Origin of the sequence: Leptotrichia sp. oral taxon 221 (assembly GCF_018128245.1) — a bacterium.
In the GTDB taxonomy this organism is placed as follows: Bacteria; Fusobacteriota; Fusobacteriia; order Fusobacteriales; family Leptotrichiaceae; genus JABCPH02.
The window spans coordinates 1,729,985-1,745,008 of record NZ_CP072378.1 but is presented as its reverse complement, the minus strand read 5'-3'; the positions used below and the strand labels follow the sequence as shown (position 1 = coordinate 1,745,008).

Sequence of the window (15,024 nt, the reverse complement as noted above, 5' to 3'; positions counted from 1 at the left end):
TTAAGGTATACTATGGATGTAATATAAATTATAGTTGATATTGAAATTTATGGTTAATAAAAAACAATAAAAGGAAATATTGACTGGTATAAAAGAAAATGGTTGAGAACCGAGCCAGTGGAACGTGAAGCGTTTCAGTAGAGTTTTACTCTCAAAAGTCTTGAGTGATGAGTCTTTGATTGTTGGTCTTGAAAAAGATGAAAACTCAAGAACCTCGTTATCTTTGCGAGAGGTTCAAAAGTATGTATTGTTTGATTTGGGAGTTGTCTCATCATTGAGATGACTCCATTTTTATTGGATGCATATAAATTGTGGAGATTATTGTTAATTTAAAAATCAATTAATTCTTTCAATTAATTTTTTTAGGTACAATCTTGTAAAAATTTTAAAAAAATTATTGACAAAAATATAATAAAAGGTATAATGTTATTAGAAGATAATAGGTGTTTTGCAAACTTAATAAGGAAATCGGTTGAAATCCGATACAGCCCCCACTACTGTGAAACTGACGAAAGCGTGATGACCACTGAGATTGATGGGATCTTGGGAAGGAAGTGAGTAGGTTGAAGTTAGTCAGGAGACTTGCCTAATATTGATATATTATAGATTTTCTGGGAAGGGGAAATTTGATATACATCAGTAAATGAATCAATGGTGATTTGTTCCATTAGCACATAGTGAATGTACGATGTTAGTACAAATATTGCTTTTATGGAATTTGACGTGTATTAAATTCGGCTTTTAGCTGATTTTTTTTTGGATTGCTTAAAACTAAATAAAAGTTTTGGAAGGAGAAAAAATGAAAAAGAAAACATTATTATTTTTAGTTTTGACTAGTATGCTTTTAATAGGTGTAAACGGTTTTTCAATGCACATTATGGAAGGTTTTTTACCATTAAATTGGGTTATTGTATGGTTTGTTGTGTGTATTCCGTTTTGGATTTTGGGGATAAAAAAACTTCAAACTGTTTCTAAAGGGAGTGTTAAGGATAAAATGACACTTGCATTGGCAGGAGCATTTATTTTTGTGTTGTCGGCGTTGAAAATTCCATCAGTTACAGGGAGTTCGTCACATCCGACTGGAGTAGGACTTTCAACTATTTTATATGGACCATTTGTAACTTCAATTTTAGGGACAATTGTATTAATATTCCAAGCTGGATTACTTGCACATGGAGGATTTACTACTCTTGGGGCAAATACGGCTTCAATGGCGATTGCTGGACCAATTGTTTCGTACTTGATTTATAAAGGACTTGCTAAGAAGAATAGAGCGGTTGCAATATTTTTGGCAGCAGCAATAGGGGATCTTGCAACTTATGTTGTTACATCTTTTCAGTTGGCACTTGCGTATCCATCGCCTGAAGGTGGAGTACTTGCTTCATTTATTAAATTTGGAATGGTATTTGCAGTAACTCAAATTCCACTTGCTATAATTGAAGGATTGCTTACAAATGTTGTAATGAATATACTTGACAAATATGAAGTAAAAGGGGTGGAAGAATAATGGATAAGAATAAAAATAAAAGTGTTTTTAAAAAGAATGTTATTTTATTGGTTTTAATACTTTTGATAGGTGTCGTACCATTACTTCTCGTAAAATCTGAATTTGGTGGTTCAGATGACAAGGGAGAAGAAATGATTAAAACGATAAAACCTGATTACAAGCCTTGGGCTAAAAATTTAATAGAATTGCCTGGAGAGGAAACTGAAAGTTTACTTTTTGCGTTACAAGCAGCATTAGGTGCAGGAATTGTAGGATATGTTTTAGGATATTTCAAAGGTGAAAGAAAAAATGCTAATAGATAAAATATCATATACGAATCCCATAAAAAATATTAATCCTGGAATAAAATTTACGTTGTCAATGATGACATTAGTATTTTTGCTTTACACGGGAAGTAAAGTAGTATTTATTTTTAATCTTACATTATTTAATTTACTTCTTTTATTTGTAGTAAAAGTGAAAGTGAAAGATTTACTAAAGCTGAATTTTGTTCCAGCTTTATTTATTTTAACAACTGTAATTTCATTATGGCTAATAAAGGCGGATATTTGGACATTTTTGTTACGTTCATTTTCGTCAATATCAGTAATTTATTTTCTTATTTGCTCAACACCAGTTGTAGATTTAGACTATATATTTGAAAAAATGAGATTTCCAAAAATTTTTAGAGAAATGTTTTTGTTGATTTATAGATATATTTTTTTGTTGTTTGAGAATAAGGAAAGACTCAAAAATGCACAGGAAGTAAGACTTGGATACAGTAGTTTTAAGAATGGGATGAAATCATTTCCAATGTTAGTGGTAGCGATATTAAAAAAAACATATTACTATAATCTTAATTCTATAAAGGCTGTAGAATCAAGACTGGGAAAGGAATTTATCTTTTCTCATAGAAAATACAAAAAAATTGGATTTGAAACTATTTTTGTAATAATAATAGTTGCAATAAATTTATATTTGGTGGTAAAATAAAATGCTTAAACTTGAAAATATAACTTTTTCGTATGATAATGAAACAGAAGCGTTAAAAAATGTGACTTTGAATATTGAAAAAGGAAAGAAAACATTATTTCTTGGGGAAAATGGCTCAGGAAAATCAACTTTATTTTTAATAATGAATGGACTCTTGAAGGCACAAAAAGGAGACATTTATTTTGAGGGGAAGAAGGTTAAACATAAAAAAAAGGATTTGGAGGAATTGAGAAGAAAAGTTGGAATAATTTTTCAAGATCCTGAAATACAAATTTTTGCTCCGTTAGTTTTTCAAGAAGTGGCTTATGGACCTGAAAATCTTGGATATTCTGAGGAAAAAGTAGAAGAAAATGTTAATAGAGCAATGAAGGAAATCAATATTGAGGAGTTGAGGGACAGACCTTGTCATCATTTGAGTTATGGTCAGAAAAAACGGGTTTCAATAGCGGCAATTACAGCAATGGAGCCAGAATTATTGATTCTAGATGAACCTACAGCTTGGTTGGATTCAAAAAATACAAAAAGAGTTTCTGAAATTTTAGATAATTTTTCTAAAGCTGGGAAAACACTTGTAGTTTCGACACACGATACAGATTTTGCATATGAATTTGCTGACTATATTTATGTTCTTGATAAAGGGAAAATTGTAAGACAAGGTAGTAGAGACGAAGTTTTTGAGGATTTTGAATTTTTGAAAAAATTAAATTTGAATGTTCCAAATGTTTTGAAAATTAAAAGTTATCTTAAGTATAAAAATCTTGATGAAAATGATTATTGTAAATTTTTGGAGGAAAAAAATTTGTTATGAAAAAAATATTAATATCAGGAACGATGAGCGGAAGCGGAAAAACTACAGTAAGTAGCATTTTGATGTCTGCATTAGAAAATGTGGCTCCTTTTAAAGTGGGACCAGATTACATTGATCCGACTCATCATGAGGTATTTACAGGACATCATTCACACAATTTGGATATTTTTATGACAGGTGAGGATGCTGTGAGACAGATATTTGAGATGTATTCGCAAGGCAGGGATATTTCTATTGTTGAAGGTGTTATGGGACTTTATGATGGAATTGGGAACGAAAAGGACAATTTTAGCACGGCTCATTTAGCAAGAGTACTTGATATTCCCGTAATTTTAGTTGTGAATGCTAAAGCGATTTCAACAAGTATTGCGGCAGAAGTTCTTGGGTTTAAGATGTTTGATGAACGAGTGAATATAAAAGGTGTGATTCTTAACAATGTTTCTTCACAAAAATTGTATGAGAGCTTGAAGGAAGCAGTTGAAAAATATACAGGAATTGAGTGTTTAGGCTACATTCCTAGAAATGAGCAACTTGCTACAGAGAGCCGGCATTTAGGCTTGAAACAGGCTTTTGAAGAGGATAATGCACAAAAACAGGAGTTATTTAAGGAAATCGCACAAAATTGCTTGAATTTGGAGCGGATAAAAGAAATTGCACAAGAATTTGAGTCAAGTCGAAATATGGAAAATTATGCGAAAATAGGATATCTAAAAGATAAATTTAAAGGAAAAAGAGTAGCGATTGCAAGAGATGAAGCATTTTCGTTTTATTATGAGGCAAACATTGATTTGATGAAATTTTGTGGAGTGGAAATAGTTGAGTTTAGTCCAATTCGAGATAAAAAACTTCCTGAAAATAAAGATTTTATCTACTTTGGTGGAGGTTATCCTGAATTATTTGCAAAAGAGTTGAGTGAAAATATTTCTATGAAAAATAGTATTGTTGAAGCGTGTAAAAATGGCGTGAGAATATTTGCTGAATGTGGCGGATTTATGTATTTAGCAAAAAAATTACATTTATTAAATGAAGAAATTTTTGATATGTGTGGAATTTTTGATATTGAAATTGGGATGAGAAAACGTTTAAATATTGGAAGATTTGGGTATATCAATATTGAAACTGCAAATGGGATAAACTTGCAAGGACATGAATTTCATTATTCGGAAATTTTGAAAAATAATGAAGTAAACGGGAATGATTCAGAAGGCTATTTTTATAATATTTACAAGAATAATGGGAAAGAATGGAAATGTGGATATATGAAAAATAATGCGATAGCCGGATATCCGCATATTCATTTTTACTCAAATGTGGAGTTTCTTGAGTTTTTGTTGGATGTGAAAAGAGATTAAGAAGATTTTGAAGAGAAATTTTAACAAAAAGATAGCAAGATGTCTCCGCCTTCTATAATTGAGAGTAGTTCACGATTGTTGAAAAAATGAGAAATTTTTAATTTTTTTGAAAATAATGAATTTGAAAAATAATGAATTTGAAGTGTGGAAAAGGATAAAGAAGAAAGGAGAGTGTGGTAGTTATTATCGCACAATGAAATATGTCATATATTAAAGATCCAAAATCAATAGAAGTGAGAAGTTTTGAAATAATAACTGAAGGATTGGCTGGAAAGGCTGATCATTTTAGTGAGGAAGAGCAATTGATTGTTAAAAGATTGATTCATACGACGGGAGATTTTGATTATGTAAACATTGTTGAATTTCAAAATAATCCGATTGAATCGGCAAAAGAAGCGTTAGAAGCTGGAAATTGCAGAATTTATTGCGATACAAATATGATTGTTAATGGACTGAATAAAAATGGGTTGAAAAAATTTGGTGCTGAGGCGTATTGTTTGGTGGCGGATCCAGATGTGGCGAAAGAAGCGAAAGAAAGAGGAATTACACGTTCAATGGTTGGATTGGAAAGAGCATTAAAGGATCCTCAAACGAAAATTTTTCTAATTGGAAATGCACCGACAGCATTGTTCACATTACTTGAAAAAATGGATAAAGAAGGAGAAAATGTTCCAAAATTGATAGTTGGAGTGCCAGTTGGATTTGTGGGATGTCCTGAATCGAAAGCTGAGCTTTCAAAATACGATGTTCCATTTATTAGAACAAATGGGACAAAAGGTGGAAGCACAGTTGCAGTTGGTGTGATGCACGGAATCCTTTATCAAATGTACGAAAGAGATAAATATTTTAATAATTAATCACAATTTTATGTGAAAATTAATTAGTAAATCTATTAATATCTGAAAATTTATTTCAATTTTTATATTTTATTTTTTCATAACGAAAGATAATATAAATTATTGATTTAAGTATTTTCAGATATATTTTAATATAATTTTGGAGAAGTAAAAAATGGAAAATTATGTATATTTTAACGGTAGAAAATTGCGATATGGTTATACTACTGGGAGTTCAGCAACGGCAGCGACTAAAGCAGCATTGTTACTTTTGCTGGGAAAAGTCGAAAAAATCGAAGAAGTTGAAATAGACGTTCCAGCAGGTGAGAGAATAAAAATTGGGATTAAATCTTTTGAAAAGATGAAGGATTATACGATGGCGACTGTTGTGAAAGATGGGGGAGATGACCCTGATGCGACACATGGTTTGGAGATTGTTTCAAAAGTGAGTTTTAGAAAAGATAATAAAATCAATATTTTTGGAGGAAAAGGAGTTGGAAAAGTTACAAAAGTTGGGCTTCCTGTAGAAATTGGAAAATCAGCAATTAATCCAACACCAATGAAAATGTTGACAAGTATTGTTGAGGAGTTTCTTCCAGAGGGAAAAGGTATTGATGTTGAAATCAGTGTGCCTTTGGGTGAGGAAGCTGCAAAAAAAACAATGAATGCAAAGTTAGGAATTATCGGTGGAATCTCGATTCTTGGAACAATGGGAATTGTGCGACCAATGTCTGAAGAGTCATGGAAAGCCTCTTTGGCAATAGAATTGAAGCAAAATTTGACATATTTTAATACAAAGACAGCGATTTTTCTTTTTGGAAATCGTGGAAAAATGTTTTTGAGCAAGGAATTCCCTAAAAGAGCTGAAGAAGGGGTTGTAATCAGTAACTTTGTTGGATATATGTTTGACAAAGCCTGTGAATATGAAGTTAAGAAAGTTTATTTTATTGGTGAATTGGGAAAATTTGTGAAAGTGGCAGGAGGAATTTTTCATACACACAGTCGAGTTTCTGATGCAAAAATGGAAATTTTAGCTGCAAATGCTTTATTAGTTGGCGAAAAGTTGGAAAATGTTTACAAAATTTTAGATTCGAATACGACTGAAGAAGCTTCTGGATATATTGAAAAAAAGGAAGTTTTCAATTTACTAGCTGAAAAGGCAAAGCAAAAATGTGAAGAACATTGCAGAAAAAATGGCTGGGACTTGGAAGTAGAAACGTTGATTTTATCAGCTGAGAAAAAAATTATTGGGCAAAGTAAGAACTTTTTTAAAGAGTTCTAGTTTTTTATTTTTAAAGAAAAAAACATAATAAAAAATTATAGTTTTTGAAAAGAGGGAAAATGGAAAAAATACAAATTTTAGGTCTAGGACCTGGAAATTTAGACTACACATTACCAATTGTTTTGAAGAAAATTAAGGAATCGGAAGTAATTGTCGGTGGAAAGCGGCATATTGAAAGTTTGGGAGAGTATGCGGAGAATAAGGAATATTGCTATATTTCAGCTGATTTGCAAAAAGTTCTGGATTTCATAAATGAGAATCGAAATAAAAAGATTTCTGTGATTGTGTCTGGAGATACTGGATTTTACAGTCTTCTAACTTTTATGAAAAAATATTTTGAAAGTGAAGAGCTAGAAGTTGTGCCAGGAATTTCATCGGTTCAATATATGTTCGCAAAAATTTCAGAATATTGGTATGATGCTTGTATTGCCAGTGTTCATGGGAAGGAATTCGATTTTGTGGAAAAATTGAATGAGTATGAAAAAATTGGATTATTGACTGATTTTAAAGAAAATACGCCGCAAAAAATTGCTCAAAAATTGTTAGAAAATAATTTTGAGAATGTGAAAATTTTTGTTGGGGAAAATTTGTCTTATGAAAATGAAAAAATTTATCGTTTTAAGGCAAAAGAGTTGGCAAATTATGAAGAGAAATTTGGAATGAATGTTGTGATTTTGAAAAAATAAAAAAGGTTAAAAGTTTTTGTAATAAAAATAAGGTTTTTAACAAAATAAAAAAATTAAATGTAAGAAGTGGAGAGAAAATGTATCATATAAAAGATAAGGACTTTATTCGTGGAAAAGTTCCAATGACAAAGGAAGAAATAAGAGCGGTGAGTATTGCGAAAATGGAAATTTCTGATGAAGATGTGTGTATTGATATTGGTGGTGGAACTGGCTCTGTAAGTATTGAAATGGCTAGATTTGCTAAAAATGGGCATGTTTACACGATTGAGCAAAAAGAGGAAGCCATTGATTTAATAAAACAAAATATGGAAAAATTTGGGATAAAAAATATGACTGTAATTTCTGGAAAAGCACCAGAAGATTTACCACAAGGAATAACTTTTGATAAAGTGTTTATTGGTGGTTCAGGTGGAAATTTATCAGAAATTATCAATTATTCTTATGAAAATTTAAAAGAAGGCGGAATAATCGCTTTGAACTTTATCGTTTTAGAAAACACATTTGAAGCACTTGAATACTTGAAAAAATCGAAGTTTGAGGATATTGATATTTCTCAAATAATTGTGGCAAAAAATAGAAAAGTGAAGGATTTTAACATGATGATGTCGGAAAATCCAATTTATGTGATTTCTGCGAGAAAATAATATATAAAAAAACCACTTGCAACATATTAAAAGGTGGTTTTTTATTATGAAAATTTTTTCATAATAATCATTTTTGTTGATTATATTTTGTTTTATCATAAATTTAAATTTTTATAAATATAAAATCGTGTCTGTTTATAAAAATATTTTATTATGTTACAATACTGTTACATCATTAAGATATATTAAGTGGATTAGTTAATTTTAAAAATGATATGTAAAAATTTTTATATAAACCTCTAAATGAGATATAGTAAAATAACTGTATAACATTTGGAGGTTTTTGTTATTTATAAGGAAATTAAATTCATATTTTTTATTTATTTACTTTTCTGCATTTCTTTCTGTAATATAGTATATTTTTTTTAATTTTTATATTGACAATCAAATTATTAAGTGGTACTATTATTTTGTAATTAGGTTGACCTAATTTAAAATTAGGAAAGACTAAAAAATGAGATAAAGATAAAGTCAAAGAAAGGAGTATAATGAGTAAGAGTTTAGAAGATTATTTAAAGGGAATATATCTCCTTAAAAAAAGAAAACAGTATTCAAATAAGAATTTAGCTGAATATCTCAATATTTCACCTGCATCAGTTAGTGAAATGATAAAGAAACTTTCAAATGAAAATTATCTAATCCTGGAAGGCAGGAATATAAAGCTTACTAAGAAGGGAAGTGATATTGCAGTAAATATTATAAGAAAACATAGAGTTTGGGAAGTGTTTCTTGTAGAAAAGCTGGGTTATGATAAAGATGAGATACATGAAGAAGCTGAAGTTTTAGAACATGTGACAAGTGAAAAATTATTGCAAAAACTTGAGAAATTTCTTTTCTATCCTAAAGAATGTCCACATGGAAGTTCAATATTTTATGACAGTGATGAATTTAGTGAAGAAAATATGATGAAACTGTCTGAAGTAGCAGAAGAAGATGAGATAGTAATATTAAGTGTAGAAGATAATATAGAACTGTACGACTATCTAAGAGAAATGGATATAACAATAAAAGAAAGTTATAAAGTTACAAAAAAAGATCCTTTTAATGGACCTATTTATCTGGAAAATAGTAATAAGAAAATAAAAATTATCGCATATGATGCGGCTAAACTAATAGAAATTTATAGAAAAAAATATGAAGGAGAATGATGAATATGAACAATAATCTATTAAATATAAAAAAGAACTTTAAATTTGTAATAATGTTTGGATTAATGATACTTGCACTGGTAAATTGCGGAAATAAAGGTGGAGCAGCAAAAGACAATGCCCAGTCGGGAAATGGAGATAAAAAAATAAAAATTGTTACAACAACAACAATGCTTGCTGATCTTAGCAGAATAATCGGTGGAGATAAAGTTGAAGTTGAAGGGCTTATGGGAGAAGGAGTAGATCCTCACTTGTATACAGCCAGCGCAGGAGATGTAGATAAACTTTCAAAAGCTGATTTAATTGTTTATGGCGGACTTCATCTGGAAGGTAAAATGACAGAAGTATTTGAAAGTATGGAACAACAGAAGAAATCTATACTTAATGTAGGAGAAGCAATAGATAAAAGTCAAGTTACAATGGTGGAAGGAAACACACCTGATCCACATGTCTGGTTTAATACAGAATTCTGGGGAAAAGAAGCTGAAGCATTGGCAAATAAATTAGCAGAAATGGATTCTAAAAATGCTGACTATTATAAACAGAATTATGAAAACTATAAAAAAGAATTAGCTGAACTTACTGAATATGTAAAAGGAAGAATTAATGAAATTCCTGAAAAAAGTAGAGTGCTTGTAACAGCCCATGATGCATTTGGATATTTTGGAAAACAGTTTGGACTTGAAGTTAAGGCAATACAGGGAGTTTCTACAGATTCTGAAACAGGTACTAAAAATATAAGTGATTTGGCAAACTTCATTGTTGAAAGGGATATAAAGGCAATTTTCGTAGAGTCTTCAGTACCTAAAAAAAGTATAGAAGCATTACAGGAAGCGGTAAAGGCAAAAGGAAAAGAAATAAAAATAGGTGGGGAACTTTATTCAGATTCACTAGGAGACAAGGAACATAATACAGAATCTTATATAAAAACAGTAAAAGCAAATGCAGACACAATTGCAAATGCATTAAAATAGGTATATAATAAAGATAAAAAGAAGAATGTAGAGGTTAAGTTATGACAAGAGCAAATAGTATGGGAAATAAACAGAACAATGAAATAATTATAAAAGTGGAGGATTTGACAGTAGCCTACGAAGATAAGCCTGTTTTATGGGATGTTGAATTAAATGTAAAAAAGGGAGTACTGATGGCTATTGTAGGTCCAAACGGTGCCGGGAAATCAACATTAATTAAAACAATGCTCAACCTTATAAAGCCTGTTACTGGAGAAATTTTATTTTATAATGAAAAGTACAGCAAAGTAAGAAATAAAATAGCATATGTTCCTCAAAGGGGGAGCGTTGACTGGGATTTTCCAACGACTGTATTTGATGTGGTTGAAATGGGGCGTTATGGAAAGGTTGGATGGCTTAAGAGGGTAAGTAAAATCGATAAGGAAAAAACAAAGGAAGCTATTGCAAAAGTTGGAATGGAAGAATTTTCCGACAGACAGATAAGCCAGCTTTCGGGAGGACAGCAGCAGAGAGTCTTTCTGGCAAGGGCATTAGTTCAGGAAGCTGAAATTTATTTTATGGATGAACCATTTCAAGGAGTAGACAGTAAGACAGAAAAATCAATAATTGATATTCTGAAAAAATTGAGAAATGAAGGAAAAACAGTGATTGCTGTACACCATGACTTACAGACTGTAAAAGAATATTTTGATTATGTGACGTTCATAAATGTGTCTGTCGTTGCATCTGGGCCTGTTGAAGAAATTTTCACGCCAGAAAACATTGAAAAAACTTACAAAAATAAAAAATTAAGTGAAAGAGAGGGCAGTTAATATGAATTTTATGATTGGCCACACTTTTAGAACAGTTGCACTCGGGTGTTCGTTGCTTGGAATGGTGTCAGGAATATTGGGATGTTTTGCAGTATTGCGAAAACAAAGTTTGCTTGGAGATGCAGTTTCTCACGCTTCTTTGCCTGGTGTATGCCTTGCCTTTTTATTCACAAATGTGAAGGAAACAGAAGTTCTGTTATTCGGAGCATTGGTAACGGGTGTGATTTGTATTGGATTAATTCAGTTAATTCAAAATTATACAAAAATAAAATTTGATAGTGCGTTAGCCTTGATTTTATCAGTGTTTTTTGGATTAGGATTAGTTTTACTTTCTTACATGAACAAATTACCTGGCTCGAATAAATCTGGATTGAATAAATTTATTTTTGGACAAGCGTCGACATTTATCGAACGAGATGTCAATGTAATTTTTATTGCAGGAATTGTACTTTTAGCAATAATTATGCTATTTTGGAAAGAGTTCAAGCTTGTTTCATTCGATTCAGATTTTGCAAAAACATTAGGGTTTCCAAGTAAAAAAATCGAAATTTTAATTTCCGTATTAATCGTAGCGACTGTAATAATCGGAATCCAAGCAGCAGGAGTAATTTTAATAAGTGCAATGTTAATTTCTCCAGCAGTTGCCGCAAGACAATGGACAGATAAACTTTCAGTTATGGTAATTTTATCAGCGATTTTTGGCGGTATATCAGGATTTTTTGGAACACTGATCAGTATAAGCCAAGAAAATTTGCCGACAGGACCGATTATCGTAGTAATTATAAGTTTAATCGTGCTTTTCAGTATTCTATTTTCAAACAAGCGAGGAATTATTTTTAAAATTATAAGAAATAATCAAAAGAGAAAATTAAATCTAGCTAAATTAAAAGAGGCGAAAGGAGAGGATAAATAATGATACATTTTGCGTTGGAAATACAGTTAATTGCAATTATGGTTGCGAGTGCCTGTTCGATTTTAGGGACTTTTCTTGTATTAAAAAGTATGGCAATGGTGTCAGATGCTATCACTCATACGATTTTACTTGGAATTGTAGTTGCATTTTTTATGGTTCATGACTTAAATTCTCCTTTATTAATCGTCGGTGCAGGAATTGTAGGAGTTATGACGGTTTACCTTGTGGAACTATTAAATTCAACAAGGCTTGTTAAAGAAGATTCTGCAATTGGAGTAATTTTTCCACTATTATTCAGTATTGCAGTAATTTTGCTTTCAAAATTTGCTCAAAATGTGCATTTGGATGTTGACTCAGTATTATTAGGAGAATTAGCCTTTGCACCATTTAACCGAGTAGCAATTTTCGGATTAAGCATTCCAAAAGGATTACTAACAACTACTATAATTTTTTTAGTAAATCTATCATTCATAACAATTTTTTTCAAAGAATTAAAAATTTCAGTATTTGACAGAGCATTGGCGTTGACACTTGGAATGAGACCAATATTAATCCACTATATGTTGATGTCGCTAGTTTCAATGACAGCAGTCGCCTCTTTTGAAGCAGTTGGATCCATTTTAGTCGTAGCCTTCATGATAGGCCCTCCAATAACAGCCTACTTACTTACTGACAAACTAAAAGTAATGATTATTTTAAGCACACTGTTAGGAGCATTTGCTAGTATCACAGGTTTCTATTTTGCAAGACTTTTCGATGTTTCAATCGCAGGAAGCATTGCCGTTGCAATCGGAGTAATTTTTCTTTTAACATTAATTTTTTCTCCAAAAAAAGGTTTGATTTTTACAATAAATCGGAAAAAATCTCAAAAAATGGCATTTTCACTAAGAATTTTGTTAATTCATTTGTCGAATCACGCCAATACTAAAAAGGAAAAAGACGAGTGTGGAGTTGAAACTATTGAAAATCATTTGCGTTGGAGCAAAAGTTTTTTGAAAAAAGTTATTGACAAAGCTGAAAAAAACAAATATATTTATGTTGATAACGGAGTTTTCAAACTTTCTAAGCATGGAGAAAAAATTATTGACAGTTATTAATTAATTTGAAATTTTAGAAGGAAAAGGTGGCGAAAAATGGATACAAAATCAAGAGAAAAAATGCGTGGAGTGATACTGGCAAGTTTAGCCTCAAGTTTATGGTCAATTTCAGGAATTTCAGGAGAAATCCTTTTTAAAAAATACAATTTTTCATCAGATTGGCTAGTTTCCACAAGAACTCTGATTTCAGGAATATTACTATTTTTAATTGTAATTTTCGTTGAAAAAAAATCAGTCTTAAAGCCACTAGAAAACAAGCGAGACACACTTGGAATAATTCTATTCGGACTGGCCGGAATGTACTTTGTTCAATACACATACTTTCGAACAATCGAATTAAGTAATGTTTCATTTGCAACAATTTTACAGTTTACAGCACCATTTTTCATATTTATTTATGAATCTGTAAAAAATAAAAAAATTCCAGCAATTTCGACTTTAATTTTACTTTTTATGACCGTTTTAGGAGTTGTATTCATAGCGACAAAAGGAAAAATTTCAAGTTTATCTGTCCCTCCAGAAGCGCTATTTATTGGAATTTTTTCAGCAATTATGATCGCCTTTTACTCAATTTATCCAAAAAAACTATTAAAAAAAATATGGAAGCATAACAGTAGTTGGCTGGGGAATGATTATAGGAAGCATAGTTTCAAACATTGTTCATCCAATTTGGAAAATAGAAGGAAATATAAACACAAAATCTATAATTCAAGTAGCAATAGTCGTAATTTTAGGAACTTCTATCGCCTATTTAATTTATATCGCAAGTTTAAACTACATTTCCTCATCACTTGCAGGGATATTGACAGCCTTCGAGCCAGTACTTGCGGCAATATTATCAGTAATAATTTTTGGATTAAGATTTTCTGTTGTTGAATTAATTGGATTTGTATTGGTTTTCGTTTCAATATTTATTTTGGAAAAAAGATTATAAATAAATTTTGAAAATTTAATTTTTAAAAACTTCTAATATTTGTTTAATGAAGATGTGATATTATTATGATGAAAAGATAAAAAGAATAAATCATAAAATCTTAAATTAAAGTCTATTATAAAATTTAGAGAAATTTGAAAATATTAGAAATATAAATTTTAAGATTTTAGATAAAAAATTTTAGAAAAGAGGAATAAAAATGAAAAAGACATTTATTTTATTCGGAATTTTAACAGTTTTCTTACTAAGTTGCATTTCTTTAAGTGCAAAAACTAAAAAGAAAATTATTAACTTAAACGAAACTTCATGGGAATTATCACAAATTATAAAAAGAGGAAAAGAACAAGAATTTCCCCAAAATGCAAACATCACAATTAATTTTGCAGACAACAAAATTAATGGAAATTCAGGAGTAAACAGGTATTTTGGAGGTTATAAAATCAAAAATAACTCAATTTTAACTGCAAATGCAGCAACAACATTAATGGCAGGTCCAGAAGAATTAATGAAAATTGAACAAAGATTTTTAGAAATATTACAAAATTCTCCAAGAATAACTTATAGCAATACAACTTTAAGTTTGAGAAATAAAAATGGAGAAATTTGGACATTCCAAAAATTAGATTTAAGTGAAAAATTAAAAAATACAAAATGGAAACTTTTGGAAATGGGACAAACAACACTCCCAGAAAAAGATGGAGAAATAACAATTTCTTTCGACGAAAACAAAGTAAACGGAAATTCAGGAGTAAACAACTATTTTGGAAGTTTTGAAATAAAAAATAACAGCATTAAAATCGGACCAGTTGGCTCTACAAGAATGGCAGGACCAGAAAATTTAATGAAAATTGAATTTGAATATTTAAAATTATTACAAGATTCTAAAACTATAGAATTTAATAATAATCTTTTGATTTTGACTACTAATGATGGGAAAGTTTTGAAATTTGAAAAGATTGATGACAGAGCTTATCATTATTAGGTGTTAGAGATAGAGAATTTCAAAAAAATCACAAAAAAACAACATTGAATTCCTGTAAACTCTATGATACAATTTCA

The 15,024-nt window shown here is 30.4% G+C and carries 16 protein-coding genes, 1 pseudogene and 1 riboswitch; all 17 genes and pseudogenes read left to right on the top strand.

Going from position 1 to position 15,024, the window contains the following annotated elements:
* Positions 1–424 precede the first annotated feature (424 nt).
* Positions 425–605: riboswitch (cobalamin riboswitch) on the top strand.
* A gap of 194 nt (positions 606–799) precedes the next feature.
* Positions 800–1,507 carry an energy-coupling factor ABC transporter permease gene (locus J4863_RS07815; RefSeq protein ID WP_211618184.1) on the top strand — a complete coding sequence of 236 codons (708 nt, stop codon included), beginning with the start codon at positions 800–802 and terminating at the stop codon, positions 1,505–1,507.
* Positions 1,507–1,809: an energy-coupling factor ABC transporter substrate-binding protein gene (locus J4863_RS07810; RefSeq protein WP_211618183.1), complete on the top strand. Its 303-nt coding sequence runs from the start codon at positions 1,507–1,509 to the stop codon at positions 1,807–1,809. The genes J4863_RS07815 and J4863_RS07810 overlap by 1 nt, the downstream gene beginning before the upstream one ends.
* A complete protein-coding gene (locus J4863_RS07805) occupies positions 1,796–2,479 on the top strand; it encodes a CbiQ family ECF transporter T component (protein ID WP_147002709.1) in 684 nt (227 codons plus the stop codon). The genes J4863_RS07810 and J4863_RS07805 overlap by 14 nt, the downstream gene beginning before the upstream one ends.
* Before the next feature lies 1 nt (position 2,480).
* Complete coding sequence (locus J4863_RS07800) at positions 2,481–3,287, top strand: energy-coupling factor ABC transporter ATP-binding protein (protein ID WP_211618182.1); 807 nt, start codon at positions 2,481–2,483, stop codon at positions 3,285–3,287.
* Positions 3,284–4,639 carry a cobyrinate a,c-diamide synthase gene (locus J4863_RS07795; protein ID WP_211618181.1) on the top strand — a complete coding sequence of 452 codons (1,356 nt, stop codon included), beginning with the start codon at positions 3,284–3,286 and terminating at the stop codon, positions 4,637–4,639. Before J4863_RS07800 ends, J4863_RS07795 begins: the two co-directional genes overlap by 4 nt.
* Positions 4,640–4,839: 200 nt before the next feature.
* Positions 4,840–5,496: a precorrin-8X methylmutase gene (locus tag J4863_RS07790; RefSeq protein WP_018498361.1), complete on the top strand. Its 657-nt coding sequence runs from the start codon at positions 4,840–4,842 to the stop codon at positions 5,494–5,496.
* A 154-nt stretch (positions 5,497–5,650) separates the two neighbouring features.
* A complete protein-coding gene (gene cbiD, locus J4863_RS07785) occupies positions 5,651–6,757 on the top strand; it encodes a cobalt-precorrin-5B (C(1))-methyltransferase CbiD (protein ID WP_211618180.1) in 1,107 nt (368 codons plus the stop codon).
* A gap of 59 nt (positions 6,758–6,816) precedes the next feature.
* The gene (gene cbiE / locus J4863_RS07780; RefSeq protein WP_211618179.1) at positions 6,817–7,443 is read left to right on the top strand and encodes a precorrin-6y C5,15-methyltransferase (decarboxylating) subunit CbiE; all 627 of its coding nucleotides are present in this window, start codon (positions 6,817–6,819) and stop codon (positions 7,441–7,443) included.
* 77 nt (positions 7,444–7,520) lie between these two features.
* Positions 7,521–8,087 carry a precorrin-6Y C5,15-methyltransferase (decarboxylating) subunit CbiT gene (gene cbiT, locus J4863_RS07775; protein ID WP_211618178.1) on the top strand — a complete coding sequence of 189 codons (567 nt, stop codon included), beginning with the start codon at positions 7,521–7,523 and terminating at the stop codon, positions 8,085–8,087.
* Between the two features lie 488 nt (positions 8,088–8,575).
* Complete coding sequence (locus tag J4863_RS07770) at positions 8,576–9,235, top strand: metal-dependent transcriptional regulator (RefSeq protein ID WP_211618177.1); 660 nt, start codon at positions 8,576–8,578, stop codon at positions 9,233–9,235.
* Positions 9,236–9,240: 5 nt separating this feature from the next.
* A complete protein-coding gene (locus J4863_RS07765; RefSeq protein ID WP_371815573.1) occupies positions 9,241–10,209 on the top strand; it encodes a metal ABC transporter solute-binding protein, Zn/Mn family in 969 nt (322 codons plus the stop codon).
* 41 nt (positions 10,210–10,250) lie between these two features.
* Positions 10,251–11,021: a metal ABC transporter ATP-binding protein gene (locus tag J4863_RS07760; protein ID WP_249111511.1), complete on the top strand. Its 771-nt coding sequence runs from the start codon at positions 10,251–10,253 to the stop codon at positions 11,019–11,021.
* A gap of 1 nt (position 11,022) precedes the next feature.
* Positions 11,023–11,934 (top strand): metal ABC transporter permease, encoded by a 912-nt coding sequence (locus J4863_RS07755; RefSeq protein ID WP_211618176.1) that lies wholly within the window; start codon positions 11,023–11,025, stop codon positions 11,932–11,934.
* Positions 11,934–13,031 carry a metal ABC transporter permease gene (locus J4863_RS07750; RefSeq protein WP_249111510.1) on the top strand — a complete coding sequence of 366 codons (1,098 nt, stop codon included), beginning with the start codon at positions 11,934–11,936 and terminating at the stop codon, positions 13,029–13,031. Before J4863_RS07755 ends, J4863_RS07750 begins: the two co-directional genes overlap by 1 nt.
* 36 nt (positions 13,032–13,067) lie before the next feature.
* Positions 13,068–13,454, top strand: a pseudogene (locus J4863_RS09465) (EamA family transporter); the annotation flags it as partial.
* A 205-nt stretch (positions 13,455–13,659) separates the two neighbouring features.
* Positions 13,660–13,965, top strand: coding sequence for an EamA family transporter (locus J4863_RS09460; protein ID WP_249111509.1), 306 nt, complete (start codon positions 13,660–13,662; stop codon positions 13,963–13,965).
* A gap of 199 nt (positions 13,966–14,164) precedes the next feature.
* Positions 14,165–14,947, top strand: a complete 783-nt coding sequence (locus J4863_RS07740) for an META domain-containing protein (RefSeq protein WP_211618175.1) — start codon at positions 14,165–14,167, stop codon at positions 14,945–14,947.
* Positions 14,948–15,024 lie beyond the last annotated feature (77 nt).